This is a genomic window from Pseudooceanicola marinus (genome assembly GCF_020177265.1).
Taxonomy (GTDB): Bacteria; Pseudomonadota; Alphaproteobacteria; order Rhodobacterales; family Rhodobacteraceae; genus Pseudooceanicola; species Pseudooceanicola marinus_A.
Map to the genome: position 1 here is coordinate 344,653 of NZ_JAIVMC010000003.1, position 16,436 is coordinate 361,088.

Consider the following 16,436-nt stretch of genomic DNA (forward strand, 5'->3'; position numbering starts at 1 on the left):
AACGGGCGCGCCGCAATGGCGCGCCCGCTGGGCCGGCTCCCGCGGGAGCGTGGCGGCTGTTTGGCTGATCGGGGATCAGAAGGTGTGCACGTAGGCCAGGCCAACCACCAGCGGGTCCACCTCGGCGGTGCCCAGGGTGGTGCCGCCGGATTTGACCTTCATGTCGATGTCCATCCAGCGGATGTCGGCACGGATCTGGCCTTTTTCGCTGACGCGGTAGTCCAGACCGGCGTGCAGGGCCAGACCCCAGCTGTCTTCCAGCTTCAGGTTCGGCACGGAGGAGTCGACGTCCAGGGCCGTGGTGTAGTTCACACCGGCACCGATGAAGGGCGTGACGTTGCTGGCGTTCTGGAAGTGGTAGTTCAGGCTGATGGTCGGCGGCAGGTGTTTCACGCTGCCGATATCCGCGCCGCCCAGCTTGATGTCATGGGTGAAGGGGGTGGCGGCCAGCAGTTCGACACCGAGGTTGTCGGTGATGAAGTACTCCAGCGTCAGCGTGATCTGGGTGTCGTCGTCGATGTCCAGACGGGCGCCGCCGGCGGTGCCGTTGTCGTCCTTCGGGTTCACGTTGCCGATACCGACACCAAGGGTGATGTCGCCAGCTTGCTGAGCGGCGGCACCGGACGCGCCGAGCGCCAGGACGGCGGTGGCGGAGAGGAGGAGGGTCCGGAGTTGCATGGGGTTTCCTTTCAGTCTGTCTCGACCGCCCGTTTGCGCCCGTTTGACGGCGCGAGCCTTGATCTGAGTCAACCGGAACGGCCCGAGAGTAGGGGTGCGACATTCTGGCATAGGGCGCTGGCCCCGAACGAAAAAATGAGGAGAGCGGCATGAAGCTCGCGTCAACGATCCTGACTGGCGGGGATGACTTCCGCACCAACCTGGCCGCCCATGAGGTCGCGCTGACCGAGGTGCGCGCCGCTGCTGAGGCCGCAGCGGCGGGCGGCGGGGAAAAGGCGCGCGCGCGGCATCTGTCGCGGGGCAAGATGCTGCCTCGGGACCGGGTGGCGGGGCTGCTGGATCCGGGCTCTCCCTTCCTCGAGATCGGCGCCACGGCGGGCCATGCCCTGTACGACGGCGCCGCGCCGGGCGGGGGGATCATCGCCGGTGTGGGCCGGGTGCACGGCCAAGAGGTCATGGTGCTGTGCAACGACGCCACGGTGAAGGGCGGGACCTACTATCCGATCTCGGTGAAGAAACACCTGCGTGCCCAGGAGATTGCCGAGGAAAATCATCTGCCTTGCGTCTACCTGGTGGACAGCGGCGGAGCGAACCTGCCCAACCAGGATGAGGTCTTCCCCGACCGCGATCATTTTGGGCGGATCTTCTACAATCAGGCGCGGATGTCGGCCAAGGGCATTGCCCAGATCGCCGTGGTCATGGGCAGCTGCACCGCCGGGGGCGCCTATGTGCCCGCCATGTCCGACGTGACCATCATCGTGCGCGAACAGGGCACCATCTTCCTGGCCGGCCCGCCGCTGGTGCGTGCGGCCACCGGCGAGGTGGTCACCGCCGAGGATCTGGGCGGCGGCGATCTGCACACGCGGCTGTCGGGGGTGGCCGATCACCTGGCCGAGGATGACGCCCATGCGCTGGAACTGGCCCGGGCCGAGGTCGCCGCGCTGAACCGCACCCGCCCCGGCGGCATTGTCCGCCAGTCGCCCGAGGCCCCGGCCTATGACCCCGCCGAACTGCTGGGCGTGGTGCCGGCCGATGCCAAGACCCCCTATGACGTGCGCGAGGTGATCGCGCGGCTGGTCGACGGTTCCCGCTTTGATGAGTTCAAGGCGCGGTTCGGCGAAACGCTGGTTTGCGGCTTTGCCCATATCGACGGCTGGCCCGTGGGCATCGTGGCCAACAACGGAGTGCTGTTTTCCGAAAGCGCCGTGAAGGGCGCCCATTTCGTCGAGCTGTGTTCGATGCGGAAGATCCCTCTGGTATTCCTGCAGAACATCACCGGCTTCATGGTGGGCCGCAAATACGAGGCCGAGGGCATCGCCCGCCACGGGGCCAAGATGGTCGCCGCCGTCAGCTGCACCTCGGTGCCGAAGATCACCATGGTGGTGGGCGGCTCCTACGGGGCGGGCAACTACGGCATGGCTGGGCGTGCCTATTCGCCGCGCTTCATGTGGACCTGGCCCAACTCGCGCATCGCCGTCATGGGCGGGGATCAGGCCGCTGGCGTGTTGGCCCAGGTGCGGCGCGAGGGGCTGGAACGTCAGGGCCAAAGCTGGAGCGCCGAGGAAGAGGCCGAGTTCAAGCGCCCCATGCAGGAGCAGTTCGCCCGGCAAAGCCACCCGCTCTATGCTTCCGCACGGCTCTGGGACGACGGCATCGTCGACCCGCGCAAAAGCCGCGAGGTGCTGTCGCTGAGCCTGTCCGCCAGCCTGAATGCCCCCATCGAGGAGAGCCGCTTTGGCATTTTCCGCATGTGATCGGGGTCTGGCCTCCGCCCGGAGGCCGCGCCTGCGGCGGGCGGGCAGGGGGCTCTGCCCCCGCCCTGGCTGCGCCGCGACTCCCCCGGGATATTTCGGGCCCAGAGAAGACAGGGGCGGGCGATGATCGAGACGCGTGTCACCCGGAGATTCAATCTGCGCCATCCGGTACTGCTGGCGCCCATGGCGGGCGTTGCGGGCGGTGCGCTGGCCGCTGCCGTCAGCGGTGCGGGCGGGCTGGGCCTGGTGGGTGGCGGCTATGCCGATCCCGACTGGGTGCGGCGTGAATGGACGGTGGCGGGCAATGCGCGCCGCGGTTTGGGCTTCATCACCTGGGCGCTGGCCGAGACCGGCGCAGCGGGCGAGGCCCTGCTGGACGAGGTTTTGGCGGAGGCGCCGGAGCTGCTGTTCCTGTCCTTCGGGGACCTGGCGCCCTTCGCGGCGAAGGCGCAGGACGCGGGCGTGCCGGTGATGGCGCAGGTGCAGAACGTTGAGCAGGCTCGCGCGGCACTGGAGGCGGGCGCGATGGCGCTGGTCGCCCAGGGCACCGAGGCCGGGGGGCATGGCGCGCGCCGGGCCACGATGACCCTGGTGCCGGAACTGGCTGATCTGCTGGCGCGCGAGGCGCCCGAGGTGATGTTGCTGGCCGCGGGCGGCATTGCCGATGGCCGTGGCCTGGCTGCCGCGCTGATGCTGGGGGCCGAGGGCGTGGTCTGCGGCACCGCCTTCTGGGCGGCGGCGGAGGCGCTGGTGCCCGAGGGGCAGCACCGCGCGGCCATGGCCGCCGGGGGCGACGCCACCTACCGTAGCAAGCTCTGGGACGTGGCGCGGCAGAAAAACTGGCCCGACGGGTTCGACCTGCGGGGCATGCGCAACGCCTTTTCCGACGAATGGGAAGGGCGGCTGGACGCCCTGGCCCAGGACGAGGCCGCGCGAGCGCGCTGGCTGGACGCTGCGGCCAAGGGCGAGGCCGACATCGCGGGCCCCATCGTGGGTGAGGGGATCGGGCTGATCGACCGGGTACGCCCGGCTGCGGAGATCCTGGAGGAGATGGTGAGCCAGGCCGAGGGGCTGCTGGCGGGCGGATGGGGGCGGACATGAGCCTGACCGTCTGGCAGGGCGACATCACCACGCTGGCCGTGGACGCCATCGTCAACGCCGCCAACCCGCAGCTTCTGGGTGGCGGCGGCGTTGACGGCGCCATCCACCGCGCCGCCGGGCCGGGGCTGCTGGCCGAATGCCGCACCCTGGGCGGTTGCCCGCCCGGCGAGGCGCGCATGACCGCCGGACATGACCTGCCGGCGCTGCACGTCATTCACACGGTGGGCCCCGTCTGGAAGGGCGGCCAGGCCCAGGAGGCCGAGACGCTGGCGGCCTGCTATGGCCATGCGCTCGACCTTGCGGCCGAGGCGGGGCTGCGGTCCATCGCCTTTCCGGCGATTTCGACCGGGGTCTACGGCTATCCGGCGCGGGCCGCGGCGCAGATCGCCGTCTGTGCCTGCCGCGCCTGGCTCGCCGAGGCTCGGCACGAGATGGAGATCACCCTGGTCGCCTATGATGCGCGACAGGCAGAGATACTGAGGGAGGCCGTCGATGGCTGAGGGACAACTGTTCACCAAGATCCTGATCGCGAACCGGGGCGAGATCGCCTGCCGGGTGATCGAAAGCGCCCGCGCCATGGGGATTGCCACCGTGGCGGTGCATTCCGACGTGGATGCCGAGGCGCGCCACGTGGCCCTGGCCGACGAGGCGGTGTCGCTGGGCGGGGCGCGGCCCGATGAAAGCTATCTGCGGGGCGATGCGATCATCGCCGCCGCCCGGGCCACCGGCGCCCAGGCGGTGCATCCGGGCTACGGCTTCCTGTCCGAGAACCCCGATTTTGTCGAGGCGCTGGAGGACGCAGGTCTCGTGTTCATCGGCCCGTCGGCCAAGGCGATCCGGTCCATGGGGCTGAAGGGCGCGGCAAAGGCGCTGATGGAAGAGGCCGGCGTGCCGGTCGTGCCGGGCTACCACGGGGCCGAGCAGTCGGACGCGCATCTGGCGGTGGAGGCAGAGCGTATCGGCTATCCCGTCCTGCTGAAGGCCGTCGCGGGCGGCGGCGGCAAGGGGATGCGCCGGGTCGACGCGCCGGCCGATTTCTCGGACGCGCTGGCCGCCGCCAAGGCCGAGGCCAAGGGCGCCTTCGGCAATGACGAGATGCTGGTGGAGAAATACATCCTCAGCCCGCGCCACGTGGAGGTGCAGGTCTTCGGCGACGGCACCCGCGCGGTGCATCTGTTTGAACGCGACTGTTCGCTGCAACGGCGCCACCAGAAGGTGATCGAGGAGGCCCCCGCGCCGGGCATGTCCGAGGAGGTGCGCGCCGCCATGACCGGCGCTGCCGTGCGCGCGGCCGAGGCCATCGGCTACAAGGGCGCGGGCACAATCGAGTTCATCGCCGACGGCAGCGAGGGCCTGCACGCCGACGGATTCTGGTTCATGGAGATGAACACCCGCCTGCAGGTGGAACATCCCGTGACCGAGGCAATCACCGGGGTGGATCTGGTCGAATGGCAGATCCGTGTGGCGGCGGGCGAACCGCTGCCCTGCGCCCAGGCGGATCTGGCGATCCGGGGGCATGCGGTCGAGGCGCGGCTTTACGCCGAGGATGCGGCTGCCGGTTTCCTGCCCGCCACCGGGCGGTTGGACAGGCTGGCCTTCCCGGCTGGCCTGCGCGTCGACACCGGTGTGCGCGAGGGGGATGAGATCAGCCCGCATTACGACCCGATGATCGCCAAGGTCATCGCCCAGGGCCCGACCCGTGACGTGGCCCTGGCCCGGCTGGAGGCCGGGCTGCGCGGGACCGAAGTCGCGGGCAGCGTCACCAACCTCGGTTTCCTCGAACGGCTGGTCGCGCAGGAGGACTTCCGCGCCGGCGAAGTGGACACCGGGCTGATCGAACGGCATCAGGCGGCGCTGTGCGAGGCGCCGGTGGCCGATGCCGCCGCCCTGGCCTGGGCGGCGATGATCGCGCTGGATCTGGCAGGCGCCCCTGCGCCGCGCCGGGGGTTCACCCTTTGGGCGCCGCTGCGGCGGATCGTGACGCTGGCCCACCAAGGCGAGACGGTCGAAATCGCGGTCGAGAGCCGCGATGACGGCAGCCATGTCATCACTCCCGTTGACGGCGAGGACAGGCCCATCGAGGCGCGCTGGCAGGCCGATGGCTGGCGCCTGGACGGGCAGCGGGCGCCGGGCTGGCACCGCGAGGGGCAGCGGATCACCCTCTTCGGCGGCTGGCCGTTGGAGATGGAGCTGATCCTGCCGGGGCAGGGGGGCGAGGCCGCCGCCGGGGGCGACGTGATCCTGGCGCCGATGCCCGGCCTGGTGCGCGCCATCTTCACGAGTGCGGGTGAAACGGTTGCTGCCGGGCAGCGATTGGCTATCCTTGAGGCCATGAAGATGGAACACGCGCTTGTCGCCCCGCGAGACGGTATCGTTGCCGAAATTCTGACCACGGAGGGCGGCCAGGTCGACGCCGGCGCCGCTCTGATCCGGCTTGAGGCGGAGGATGCGGGAGACGCCGCATGATCACGCTGCATCATTGTGCCGGGTCGCGCTCCATGCGGGTCTTGTGGCTGCTCTACGAGCTGGGCGAGCCCTTCGAGATGTCGATCCGCCCCTTCGACGCCTCCCTGCGCCAGCCGGACTACCTGTCGCTGTCGCCCGCGGGCCGCGTGCCCGCGCTGGAGATGGACGGCGAGACCTACTTTGAAAGCCTCGCGATCATGGAGATTCTCTGTGAACGCTTTCCGGAACGTGGCCTGGGCCGCCCGGCGGGGGATTTGGATCGCCCCGATTGGCTGGTCTGGCTGCATTTCGCCGAGACGATCTCGCAGCACTGCGCAGCGCTGACGCAGCAGCATCTGGTGCTGCACGAGGACTGGATGCGCTCGCCCACCATCATGAAGATCGAGGTCGCCCGGCTGAAGAAATGCTTCGCCGCCATCGAGGGGCGCCTGTCGACTCTGGTCGAGAACCGCGACTACCTGCTGACCTCGGGCTTCTCCGCCGCCGACATCGCCGTCGGGCAGGCGGTCTGGATCGCGCTGCATTTCACCGACATGGAAGGCTTCCCGGAGATGGCAGCCTGGTACGAGCGGATTACCGACCGGCCGAGCTTTGCCAATGCCCGGCCCGATCCGGGCACCGGGGTCTACGCGCAGGACTTCTACCCCGCGCTGGAGGAGACGGCGCCGCAGTAAGGCGCGACAGGAGAGGGAGGGGGAACCATGGCCGAGAGGGTCGAGATCTTCGAGGTGGGTCCGCGTGACGGGCTGCAGAACGAGGCGCGGGCCATTCCGGTGGCCGAGAAGATCGCGCTGGTCGATTGCCTGAGCCGCGCGGGCTTTGCCCGGATCGAATGCGCCAGCTTCGTCAGCCCGAAATGGGTGCCGCAGATGGCCGGCAGCGCGGAGGTGCTGGCGGGGATCACCCGGGCGCCCGGTGTGCGCTATACCGCGCTGACCCCCAACATGCGGGGCTTCGAGGACGCGGTTGCGGCGGGCGCGGATGAGGTCGCGGTCTTCGGCTCGGCCTCAGAAGGGTTCAGCCGGGCCAACATCAACGCCTCCATCGCCGAAAGCCTGGAACGGTTCCGCCCGGTGGTCGAGGCTGCCCGCGCGGCCGAGCTGCCGGTGCGCGGTTACGTCAGCTGCGTGACCCATTGCCCCTACGACGGGCCCGTGGCGCCGGGCGCGGTCGCCGAGGTTGCCGTGGTTCTGTTCGAGATGGGCTGCACCGAGATCTCGCTGGGCGAGACCCTGGGCCGCGCCACGCCGGAGGAGGTTGCGCCGATGCTGCGCGCCGTCCTGCATGAGATCCCGAGCGATCACGTCGCCGGGCATTTCCACGACACCGAGGGCCGGGCGCTCGACAATATCGACGTGGCGCTGGAGCAGGGGGTGCGCATCTTCGACGCCGCCGTGGGCGGTCTGGGCGGCTGCCCCTATGCGCCGGGCGCCAAGGGCAACGTGGCCACCGAGGCGGTGCGCGACCGGGTCGAGGCAAGGGGCTTTGCCACCGGGCTTGACGCGGCGGTGCTGGCGGAAGCGGCGGCGATGGCGCGCCAGATGCGGCAGGGAGAGACGGCATGAGTTACGAGACGATCCGGATCGAGCGCGACCCGCGCGGCGTGGCCCACCTGTGGCTGGCCCGGGCGGAGAAGCACAATGCGATGAACGCGGCGATGATCGACGAGTTGACGGCGGCGGCAGGGGACCTTGGGGCCGATCCTGCGGTTCGTGCGGTCGTTCTAGGGGCGGAGGGGCGCACCTTCTGCGCCGGGGGCGACCTGGGCTGGATGCAGGACCAGATGCGCGCCGACAGTGCCACCCGCCGGGTGGAGGCGCGCAAGCTGGCGGACATGCTGGGCGCGCTGGACGCGCTGCCGAAACCGCTGATCGGGCGGGTGCAGGGCAATTGCTTCGGCGGCGGGGTCGGCCTGGCGGCGGTCTGTGACGTGGCGATTGGCGCCGATGTGGTGAAGATGGCCCTGACCGAGACCCGGCTGGGGCTGATCCCGGCCACCATCGGCCCCTACGTGGTGGCCCGCACCGGTCCGGCGGGCGCCCGGCGCATCTTCTTCCAAGGCAACCGCTTCGACGCCTCCATGGCGCAGGCGCTGGATCTACTGGCCCGGGTGGTCCCGGCGGCGGAACTGGACGCGGCCGTCGAGGCCGAGCTGGCCCCGATCCTGGAGACCGCGCCGGAGGCCGTGGCGCGCGCCAAGCGGCTGGCCCGACGCCTGGGCGGCGCTCCCTCCGAGGCCGAGGTGGCGCATTCGGTGGAGGAGCTGGTTGCCTGTTGGGAAGGCAGAGAGGCGCAGGCGGGCATCGCCGCCTTCTTCGCCAAGACCACCCCGCCCTGGCAGGCCTGAGCAGCCTTTGCTGCGGATCAGGCCCCGCTGAGGGGGACCAAGGTCCTGCTCGACGCCGTAGCTGCCGGCCACGCCATGACCTCCTGGCGCCGTTTCCCATACGCCGCAGTGCAGAGCCTGCCGCAACACTCCGTCCTGGGGCGCAGGCTATGCTGCTGACGACGGGGCACTTTCCGCACTCTGCGGCGCGGCGCCGCGGGGCGGGCCGTAAAACCAAGTGATTCCGTCATGTATTTCCGAGTGATTCCGTTGGTTACCTTTCCGGATGCGGCAATGCGGCGTTAACCGTCGACGCGAAGATCAATTCCTTGGTATTCAATTGTTTACAAAGGGAGTTCACGACACATCGTGACCGTCTAAAACGCGCGCCCTCGGTTGACCCTGCCGGGGGGCGGGCGTAAAACCCGTCACAGCCTTGAGGGTCCGGACGCGCGGACCCCCGCCGCCCATGAAAGGAGCCATTCGTGGAAGAGATGCTGCGGGAATACCTTCCCATCCTCATCTTTCTCGCGGTCGCGATCGCCCTTGGCCTGGTCTTGATCCTCGCCGCGCTGATCCTCGCCGTGCGCAACCCTGATCCCGAAAAAGTCAGCGCCTACGAATGCGGCTTCAACGCTTTCGACGATGCGCGGATGAAATTTGACGTCCGGTTCTACCTGGTGTCGATCCTGTTCATCATCTTCGACCTCGAAATCGCCATGCTGTTCCCCTGGGCCGTGGCCTTCAAGGACATCTCGATGGTGGGCTTCTGGTCGATGATGGTCTTCCTGTTCGTCCTGACAATCGGCTTCGCCTATGAATGGAAGAAGGGAGCTCTGGAATGGGAGTGATGACCTCTGCCAATACCGCCCAGGCCGACAAGGAAGTCGGCACCCAGGCCCTGAACCGCGAGCTTCAGGACAAGGGGTTCCTGCTGACCTCCACCGAGGACCTGATCAACTGGGCCCGGACCGGGTCGCTGCACTGGATGACCTTCGGCCTGGCCTGCTGCGCCGTGGAAATGATGCACGTGTCGATGCCGCGTTACGACGTGGAACGTTTCGGCACCGCGCCGCGCGCTAGCCCGCGCCAGTCCGACGTGATGATCGTTGCCGGCACGCTGACCAACAAGATGGCGCCGGCGCTGCGCAAGGTCTACGACCAGATGCCCGAGCCGCGTTATGTGATCTCGATGGGCTCCTGCGCCAACGGCGGCGGCTACTACCACTATAGCTATTCCGTGGTGCGTGGCTGCGACCGGATCGTGCCCGTGGACATCTACGTTCCCGGCTGCCCGCCGACCGCCGAAGCCCTGCTTTACGGCATCATGCAGCTGGCGCGGAAGATCCGTCGCACCGGCACTCTGACGCGCTGAAGGGGGCGAGATCATGAGCGAAGCTCTGAACGAACTGGGCGCCCACATCGAAGCCAAGCGCCCCGACTGCGTCGCCGCCTGGGAAGTCTCCCTTGGCGAGCTGAACGTCGACGTGACGCCCTCGAACATCGTGGGCTTCGTCGAGTTCCTGCGCACCGACAGCAGCTGCAAGTTTTCCTCTCTGGTCGACATCACGGCCGTGGACTACCCCGAGCGGGCCAAGCGGTTCGACGTGGTCTACCACTTCCTGTCGATGTATCAGAACCAGCGCATCCGCCTGCGGGTCGCCGTGCGCGAGGATGAGATGCTGCCGTCGATCACCAGCGTGCACAAGTCGGCCGACTGGTTCGAGCGCGAGGTGTTCGATATGTTCGGCATCGTCTTCTCCGGCCACCCGGACCTGCGTCGCATCCTGACCGACTATGGCTTCCGCGGCCATCCACTGCGCAAGGACTTCCCCACCACCGGCTACACCGAGGTGCGCTACGACGAGGTGCAGAAGCGCGTCGTCTACGAACCCGTCAGCCTGGTGCAGGAATACCGCCAGTTCGATTTCATGTCCCCCTGGGAGGGGGCCGAGTACATTCTTCCCGGTGACGAGAAGACCGAAGAGGGGGCGAAGTGATGGACGGATCCAAAGGTTTCGACGACGCCCAGACGGGCGAACAGCAGATCCGCAACTTCAACATCAACTTCGGGCCCCAGCACCCGGCGGCACACGGCGTGCTGCGGATGGTGCTGGAACTGGACGGCGAGATCGTGGAGCGGGCCGACCCGCACATCGGCCTGCTGCACCGTGGCACCGAAAAGCTGATGGAAAGCCGGACCTACCTGCAGAACCTGCCGTACCTGGATCGGCTCGACTACGTCGCGCCGATGAACCAGGAACACGCCTGGTGCCTGGCCATCGAGAAGCTGACCGGGGTGGAAATCCCCAAACGCGCCTCGCTGATCCGCGTGCTGTTCTGCGAGATCGGGCGGATCCAGAACCACCTGCTGAACGTCACCACGCAGGCCATGGACGTTGGCGCGCTGACGCCGCCGCTGTGGGGCTTCGAGCCGCGTGAGGATCTCTGCATCTTCTACGAACGGGCCTCCGGCGCGCGCTTCCACGCGGCCTATTTCCGGCCCGGCGGCGTCCACCAGGACCTGACCGACAAGCTGATCGACGACATCGAGGAATGGGCGATCGAATTCCCCCAGAAACTCGACGACATCGACAGCCTGCTGACCGAGAACCGGATCTTCAAGCAGCGCAACGTCGACATCGGCGTGGTCAGCGAACAGGATATCCTCGACTGGGGCTACTCCGGCGTCATGGTGCGCGGGTCGGGCCTGGCCTGGGACCTGCGTCGCAGCCAGCCCTACGAATGCTACGACGAGTTCGACTTCCAGATCCCCGTCGGCAAGAATGGCGACTGCTACGATCGTTTCCTCTGCCGCATGGCGGAGATGCGCGAGTCGACCAAGATCATCCGCCAGGCCATCGTGAAGCTGCGGGAAACCCCCGGCGACGTGCTGGCCCGTGGCAAGCTGACCCCGCCGAAGCGCGGTGAGATGAAGACCTCGATGGAGGCGCTCATCCACCACTTCAAGCTCTACACCGAGGGCTTCCACGTCCCGGCGGGCGAGGTCTATGCCGCCGTCGAGGCGCCCAAGGGCGAGTTCGGCGTCTACATGGTCTCCGACGGCACCAACAAGCCTTACCGGGCCAAGCTGCGCGCGCCGGGCTTCCTGCACATGCAGTCGATGGATCACATCGCCTCGGGCCACCAGCTGGCCGACGTGGCCGCGATCATCGGCACGCTCGACATCGTGTTCGGCGAGGTCGACCGTTGATGATGGGCGACGTCACGATTTCCCTCTGGCAGCTGCTGGTTGGCGCCGTCTGCGGTGTCGCGGCGGTGCTGGCGGCACGGGGCGGATCGCGCCTGCTGATCGGGGCAATCGTGGGGGCCGCCGTGGCGGTTTTGATGGATATCGGTCGGGGGTACCTGTGATGACGCACCGTATTGCTTCGCGCCTGGCCCTGATGGGCGGTCTTCTGGGGCTGGCCGCCTGTGCCATGCCGCCCAGCGACCTGCCCGCCGGCGCGGCGGAAAACTTCAACGACGCCGTGGCCTCGGTCGGCTGCGTGCTGCGGACCGAACGGGATTACCTGCCGGTTGAACTGCAGACCGGCATGACCCGGGAACAGACCATCGCGCTGGCGCAGTACAAGATCGTCAGTGGCGAGGCGATCTCGCTGCCCGACGGGGCGGTCCAGCTGACGGTCGGTGACTGCGCCGCCTGAGGCGCCGGGCCAACGACAGGCGGGTGCCCCGCCGAAGACGACAGTGACGGGCGACCGTTGCAAGAGAACAGGCCCGAGGGGCCGGAGCGGGGCCTCCCCCGCGCCAACGACAGAGTAAAGGACGGGACCTGAGCCGATGCTGAGACGCCTGCACCACGAACAGCCGGAGAGCTTCGCCTTCACCGAGGCGAACATGAAATGGGCCGAAGGCCAGATTTCGAAGTATCCGGAAGGCCGTCAGGCCTCTGCCATCATCCCGCTGCTGTGGCGCGCCCAGGAGCAGGAAGGCTGGCTGAGCCAGCCGGCGATCGAATATGTGGCCGACCTTCTGGGCCTGGCCTATATCCGCGCTCTGGAGGTTGCGACCTTCTACTTCATGTTCCAGCTGCAGCCCACGGGCTCGGTCGCGCATATCCAGATCTGCGGCACCACCACCTGCATGATCTGCGGCGCCGAGGACCTGATCGGCGTCTGCAAGGAAAAGATTGCGCCCAAGGCGCACGCGCTGTCCGCCGACGGCAAGTTCTCCTGGGAAGAAGTCGAATGTCTGGGCGCTTGCGCCAACGCGCCGATGGCCCAGATCGGCAAGGACTACTACGAGGATCTGACCGCAGAGGGCCTGGCCAAGCTGCTGGATCAGCTGGCGGCAGGCGAGGTTCCGACCCCCGGATCCGAGATCGGTCGTTTCTCCTCCGAGCCGGCGGGTGGTCCCGTGGCGTTGAAGCAGTGGGCCGACGACAAGCTGGAGCATAACGCCTCCGTCGCGCTGGCCGTCGAGCTGGGCGATACCGTCAAGCGGATCGATGGCACCGAAGTGCCAATCCTGACCCCCTGGCTGAACTCCAAGCCGTCGACGAAGCCCGAAGGCCCGGCCGAAAAGCCCGTGGTCGAGGAAGAGGCAACGCCCGCGGCCGGCAAGCCCGCAGATGAGACCGGCGTGACCAAGCAGGCCGCCGAGGCGGAAGCCACCGGCAAGCCCGAACCCGCGATCTCCGCCGAGGCGATCGAAGCGGCGGGCGAGGGCGAGAAGCCCGAGGCGCTGGACGGTCCGCGCGACGGCAAGGCCGACAACCTGAAGGAAATCTCCGGCGTCGGGCCGAAGCTGGAAAGCGTGCTGAATGAGATCGGCATCTACCACTTCGACCAGATCGCCGCCTGGGAGGCGGCACAGGTCGCCTGGGCGGACCAGAACCTGGTCGGCTTCAAGGGCCGGGTCAGCCGTGACGACTGGGTCGGGCAGGCGCAGACGCTGGCCTCCGGCGACAAGGACAAGTGAACTAGGTCATGGCGATGATGGGCAGCGATCTTTGCAGGACGACGGGGCAGGCGCTTGGCGCCGCTCTGGCGCTTGCGCTGCTCATCGGTCTGACCGCCCCGCTGGGGTTCCTGGGCGCGCTGGTGCTGGCCGTTCTGGTCGGCGCGGGTCTGATGGTCGGGCTGCAACGCTTCGTCTGCCAGGGCAGTGCGGGGCAGGGGCCCGTGGCAACCGCCGGAACGCAGGCCGCCGATGCGGTGGCGGCGCCGCGCGGCGAGGTGCAGCCGGGTCTGGCGGCGCGCAAGGCCCCCGAGGCCGAAGGGATTGCCGCGCCGGTCGCGAAACGCGCGGAGCCGGCCCCGAAAGAGGCCAAGGCGGCGCCGGCCGCTGCCAAGCCCGCCGCTGCGCCGGATGACCTGCAGCAGCTGAAGGGTGTGGGGCCGAAGCTGGCCGAGGCGCTGGCCGCCGCCGGGATCACCCGGTTCGACCAGATCGCCGCCTGGACCGAGGCCGACCTGGCCTGGGTCGACGAGAACGTGAAAGGTGCCCGGGGCCGGGCCAGCCGCGATGGCTGGATCGCCCAGGCGCAAGAGCTGTCCGCCGCCAACGGGGCGGGCTGAGGAATGGAGATGACGGAAGACAGGGCAAAGGATCTGGAGCTGGCCCGCAAGGGGCGCCTGGTGGGCATCGTGATCGCGGTGACCATGGTGCTCTGGATGGCGCTTCAGGTCGTGGGCGGCCAGCTTGGCCTGCCTGAACGTTTCGTCTTCCTGTTCGATTTTGCCGCCATTGCCGCCTTCGTCTGGGCGCTGGTGGTGGTGGCGCAGATCTGGCGTGCGCGCCGGGATGACAAAGGGTAAGACATGCTCAAGGATCAGGATCGTATCTTTACCAATCTCTACGGCATGAACGACCGCACGCTGAAAGGCGCGCAGGCTCGTGGCCACTGGGATGGCACCGCGGGCATTCTTGCCAACGGGCGCGACTGGATCATCCAGCAGGTGAAGGACAGCGGGCTGCGCGGCCGTGGCGGCGCGGGCTTCCCCACCGGGCTGAAGTGGTCCTTCATGCCGAAGGAAAGCGACGGACGGCCCGCCTACCTGGTGGTCAACGCCGACGAATCCGAACCCGCGACCTGCAAGGACCGCGAGATCATGCGCCACGATCCGCATACGCTGATCGAGGGCTGCCTGATTGCCGGTTTCGCCATGGGCGCGGTTGCCGCCTACATCTACATCCGCGGCGAATACATCCGCGAGAAGGAAGCCCTGCAGGCGGCCATCGACGAGGCCTACGAGGCCGGTCTGATCGGCAAGAACGCCAGCAAGTCGGGCTATGACTTCGACATCTACCTGCACCACGGGGCAGGGGCCTACATCTGCGGCGAAGAGACGGCGCTGATCGAAAGCCTGGAAGGCAAGAAGGGCATGCCCCGGATGAAGCCGCCGTTCCCGGCCGGGGCCGGCCTCTACGGCTGCCCGACCACGGTGAACAACGTCGAATCCATCGCCGTCGTGCCGACCATCCTGCGCCGCGGCCCGGAATGGTTCAGCAGCTTCGGCCGTCCGAACAACGCGGGCACCAAGCTGATGGCGCTGACCGGTCACGTGAACACGCCCTGCGTCTTCGAAGAACAGATGTCGCTGTCGGTGCGTGAGATCATCGAGACCCACGGCGGCGGCATTCGCGGCGGCTGGGACAACCTGAAGGCCATCATCCCCGGTGGTGCCTCCTGCCCGGTTCTGCCGAAGGAGAAGCTGGAAGACGCGATCTTCGACTTCGACTGGATGCGTCAGAACCAGTCCAGCTTCGGCACCGGCTGCATGATCGTTATGGACAACTCCGTCGACGTGGTGAAAGCCGTGTGGCGCCTGGCCAAGTTCTTCAAGCATGAGAGCTGCGGCCAGTGCACGCCCTGCCGCGAAGGCACCGGCTGGATGATGCGCGTCATGGATCGCCTGGTCACGGGCGAGGCCGAGCCGGAAGAGATCGACATGCTGCTGGATGTGACCAAGCAGGTCGAGGGCCACACCATCTGCGCCCTGGGCGACGCGGCTGCCTGGCCGATCCAGGGCCTTATCCGTCACTTCCGCGACGAGATCGAGGACCGGATCAAGCGCCAGAAGACCGGCCGGTCCGCCACCATCCTGACCGCGGCGGAGTGATCGCATGATGACGCTGTCCGCCTCCAAGATCGCGACCCGGCTGGCTCTCGTGGCCTGCGTCGGGCTGAGCCTGAGCGCCTGCTCGCGGCTGACCCCCTGGGCCAGCAGCAACCGTCCGGTGTTCGACGGGCAGTACTTCCGCGCCAAGGTGGCCTTCGAGAAGGAGGCCCCTGCGGCCTTCACCGTCACCGTGCGCGATCCGGGCAAGAGCCTGGCCGGCGCGCGCGAGGCGGGACGCCTGGAGGCGACCACCCACTGCATCGCGTACTTCGGTGACAGCCGGATCGAATGGGGCGCCAGCAATCCTGATGCCGAGGAGGGCGCGCTGCTCTTCCAGGACGGGTCGCTGGTCATGGCCGGAACCTGCCGCGGATGGTGATCCGCGCCGCATATCCTCTGGCCCCGCGGGCCGCGACCCGTCCGGCGTTGCCCGGCACGGGTGTCGCGTCGCGGGCGGGATCTGCGGTGCCGCGCCGCGCCTTGGGCGGTCTTCGGCGCATGGGCACCCGTGTGCGGGCCCTGCTATTGAATAGCAAGGCGGCGGAGCTCGATCTGCGGGGTGTCACCCCGCAGAAAGGACATCCCATGAAATCCGTTTTCTCCGCCTTCGCCCCTGCTGTCGCCACCGCGCTGGCCCTGACCCTGGTCCTGCCCGTTGCCGCGCGTGCCAGCAACGACCTGCCGCCGCTGCGCGAGGTCGAGGAGATCGACCGCAACATGCTCTGGGTCGCCCTGGCGATCGAGATCAGCGACAAGTGCGATCAGATCGCGCCGCGCAACCTCAAGGGGCTGCTGGTGCTGAACGACCTGCGTGGCCAGGCCCGCGACCTGGGCTATTCGAACGCGCAAATCGAGGAATACGCCACCAGCGATGCCGAAAAGGCGCGCATGCGCGAGCTGGGCGAGCAATACGTGAAATCCCAAGGACTGGACCCCGATGTCACGGCGGACCTGTGCAGCCTCGGCAGCGCCGAGATCGCACGGAACAGCCGGATCGGCGCCCTCTTGAAAGCAAAGTGAGCA

The 16,436-nt window shown here is 68.1% G+C and carries 20 protein-coding genes; 19 read left to right on the forward strand and 1 reads right to left on the reverse strand.

Going from position 1 to position 16,436, the window contains the following annotated elements; translation table 11 throughout:
- Positions 1 to 75 precede the first annotated feature (75 nt).
- A complete protein-coding gene (locus LC066_RS06200; protein ID WP_222476966.1) occupies positions 76 to 678 on the reverse strand; it encodes an OmpW/AlkL family protein in 603 nt (200 codons plus the stop codon).
- Positions 679 to 827: 149 nt separating this feature from the next.
- On the opposite strand from LC066_RS06200, the gene LC066_RS06205 reads away from it, so the two are divergent.
- From LC066_RS06205 to LC066_RS06295, 19 genes are all read left to right on the forward strand, one after another.
- A complete protein-coding gene (locus LC066_RS06205) occupies positions 828 to 2,432 on the forward strand; it encodes a carboxyl transferase domain-containing protein (protein ID WP_224897261.1) in 1,605 nt (534 codons plus the stop codon).
- Positions 2,433 to 2,555: 123 nt separating this feature from the next.
- Positions 2,556 to 3,533, forward strand: coding sequence for an NAD(P)H-dependent flavin oxidoreductase (locus tag LC066_RS06210; RefSeq protein ID WP_224897263.1), 978 nt, complete (start codon positions 2,556 to 2,558; stop codon positions 3,531 to 3,533).
- A complete protein-coding gene (locus tag LC066_RS06215) occupies positions 3,530 to 4,033 on the forward strand; it encodes an O-acetyl-ADP-ribose deacetylase (protein WP_224897265.1) in 504 nt (167 codons plus the stop codon). The genes LC066_RS06210 and LC066_RS06215 overlap by 4 nt, the downstream gene beginning before the upstream one ends.
- Positions 4,026 to 5,999, forward strand: coding sequence for an acetyl/propionyl/methylcrotonyl-CoA carboxylase subunit alpha (locus LC066_RS06220; RefSeq protein WP_224897267.1), 1,974 nt, complete (start codon positions 4,026 to 4,028; stop codon positions 5,997 to 5,999). Before LC066_RS06215 ends, LC066_RS06220 begins: the two co-directional genes overlap by 8 nt.
- Entirely contained in the window at positions 5,996 to 6,673 is a 678-nt protein-coding gene (locus tag LC066_RS06225; RefSeq protein ID WP_222476973.1) for a glutathione S-transferase family protein, read from the forward strand. Before LC066_RS06220 ends, LC066_RS06225 begins: the two co-directional genes overlap by 4 nt.
- 27 nt (positions 6,674 to 6,700) lie before the next feature.
- Complete coding sequence (locus tag LC066_RS06230) at positions 6,701 to 7,564, forward strand: hydroxymethylglutaryl-CoA lyase (RefSeq protein WP_224897269.1); 864 nt, start codon at positions 6,701 to 6,703, stop codon at positions 7,562 to 7,564.
- Entirely contained in the window at positions 7,561 to 8,346 is a 786-nt protein-coding gene (locus LC066_RS06235; RefSeq protein ID WP_224897270.1) for a crotonase/enoyl-CoA hydratase family protein, read from the forward strand. The genes LC066_RS06230 and LC066_RS06235 overlap by 4 nt, the downstream gene beginning before the upstream one ends.
- A gap of 464 nt (positions 8,347 to 8,810) precedes the next feature.
- A complete protein-coding gene (locus tag LC066_RS06240; protein WP_085888423.1) occupies positions 8,811 to 9,176 on the forward strand; it encodes an NADH-quinone oxidoreductase subunit A in 366 nt (121 codons plus the stop codon).
- Positions 9,176 to 9,700, forward strand: a complete 525-nt coding sequence (locus LC066_RS06245) for a NuoB/complex I 20 kDa subunit family protein (protein WP_222477162.1) — start codon at positions 9,176 to 9,178, stop codon at positions 9,698 to 9,700. Before LC066_RS06240 ends, LC066_RS06245 begins: the two co-directional genes overlap by 1 nt.
- A gap of 13 nt (positions 9,701 to 9,713) precedes the next feature.
- Positions 9,714 to 10,325 (forward strand): NADH-quinone oxidoreductase subunit C, encoded by a 612-nt coding sequence (locus LC066_RS06250; RefSeq protein WP_222476979.1) that lies wholly within the window; start codon positions 9,714 to 9,716, stop codon positions 10,323 to 10,325.
- Positions 10,325 to 11,539, forward strand: coding sequence for an NADH-quinone oxidoreductase subunit D (locus LC066_RS06255; protein WP_222476981.1), 1,215 nt, complete (start codon positions 10,325 to 10,327; stop codon positions 11,537 to 11,539). Before LC066_RS06250 ends, LC066_RS06255 begins: the two co-directional genes overlap by 1 nt.
- Positions 11,539 to 11,700 carry a hypothetical protein gene (locus LC066_RS06260; protein WP_222476984.1) on the forward strand — a complete coding sequence of 54 codons (162 nt, stop codon included), beginning with the start codon at positions 11,539 to 11,541 and terminating at the stop codon, positions 11,698 to 11,700. Before LC066_RS06255 ends, LC066_RS06260 begins: the two co-directional genes overlap by 1 nt.
- Positions 11,700 to 11,993, forward strand: coding sequence for a hypothetical protein (locus tag LC066_RS06265; protein ID WP_222476986.1), 294 nt, complete (start codon positions 11,700 to 11,702; stop codon positions 11,991 to 11,993). Before LC066_RS06260 ends, LC066_RS06265 begins: the two co-directional genes overlap by 1 nt.
- Positions 11,994 to 12,129: 136 nt before the next feature.
- A complete protein-coding gene (locus tag LC066_RS06270; RefSeq protein ID WP_224897272.1) occupies positions 12,130 to 13,269 on the forward strand; it encodes an NADH-quinone oxidoreductase subunit E in 1,140 nt (379 codons plus the stop codon).
- Positions 13,270 to 13,277: 8 nt separating this feature from the next.
- A complete protein-coding gene (locus tag LC066_RS06275; RefSeq protein ID WP_224897274.1) occupies positions 13,278 to 13,868 on the forward strand; it encodes a helix-hairpin-helix domain-containing protein in 591 nt (196 codons plus the stop codon).
- 3 nt (positions 13,869 to 13,871) lie between these two features.
- Positions 13,872 to 14,108: a DUF5337 domain-containing protein gene (locus tag LC066_RS06280; protein ID WP_085888417.1), complete on the forward strand. Its 237-nt coding sequence runs from the start codon at positions 13,872 to 13,874 to the stop codon at positions 14,106 to 14,108.
- A gap of 3 nt (positions 14,109 to 14,111) precedes the next feature.
- On the forward strand, positions 14,112 to 15,413 hold the full coding sequence (gene nuoF, locus LC066_RS06285) for an NADH-quinone oxidoreductase subunit NuoF (RefSeq protein WP_222476990.1): 1,302 nt from the start codon (positions 14,112 to 14,114) through the stop codon (positions 15,411 to 15,413).
- Between the two features lie 4 nt (positions 15,414 to 15,417).
- Complete coding sequence (locus LC066_RS06290) at positions 15,418 to 15,792, forward strand: hypothetical protein (RefSeq protein WP_224897276.1); 375 nt, start codon at positions 15,418 to 15,420, stop codon at positions 15,790 to 15,792.
- 206 nt (positions 15,793 to 15,998) lie between these two features.
- Positions 15,999 to 16,433: a DUF5333 domain-containing protein gene (locus tag LC066_RS06295; RefSeq protein ID WP_224897278.1), complete on the forward strand. Its 435-nt coding sequence runs from the start codon at positions 15,999 to 16,001 to the stop codon at positions 16,431 to 16,433.
- Positions 16,434 to 16,436: the final 3 nt, after the last annotated feature.